The sequence below is a fragment of the Bacillus mobilis genome, from assembly GCF_001884045.1.
In the GTDB taxonomy this organism is placed as follows: Bacteria; Bacillota; Bacilli; order Bacillales; family Bacillaceae_G; genus Bacillus_A; species Bacillus_A mobilis.
This window is the reverse complement of the sequence record NZ_MACF01000065.1, coordinates 1-207: the sequence shown is the minus strand read 5'-3', so window position 1 is coordinate 207 and position 207 is coordinate 1. Positions and strand designations below refer to the sequence as shown.

1 protein-coding gene is annotated in these 207 nt (G+C 40.1%); it reads right to left on the bottom strand.

The features are described 5' to 3' along the window. Positions 1 to 14: 14 nt before the first annotated feature. Positions 15 to 207 (bottom strand): helix-turn-helix domain-containing protein (locus BAQ44_RS09770; RefSeq protein WP_000364010.1); only part of this gene is annotated, 193 nt, incomplete at its 5' end.

Below are 207 nucleotides of genomic sequence, written 5' to 3'. Positions count from 1 at the left end.
TTACTGAGGCAACCCTATAGCGCCTTGTCTAAATACCTATACAGCGTGGTCTTACTGATACCAGTCGCCACTGTAATTTGCTTAATTGTATAGTCTTTACTCTTATACATCTTAACAGCCATTTCCACTTTATCTTCTTTCTTAGTAGGTCTCCCACCTTTCTTTCCTCTTGATCTTGCTGCTTGAAGACCAGACTTTGTTCGTTCA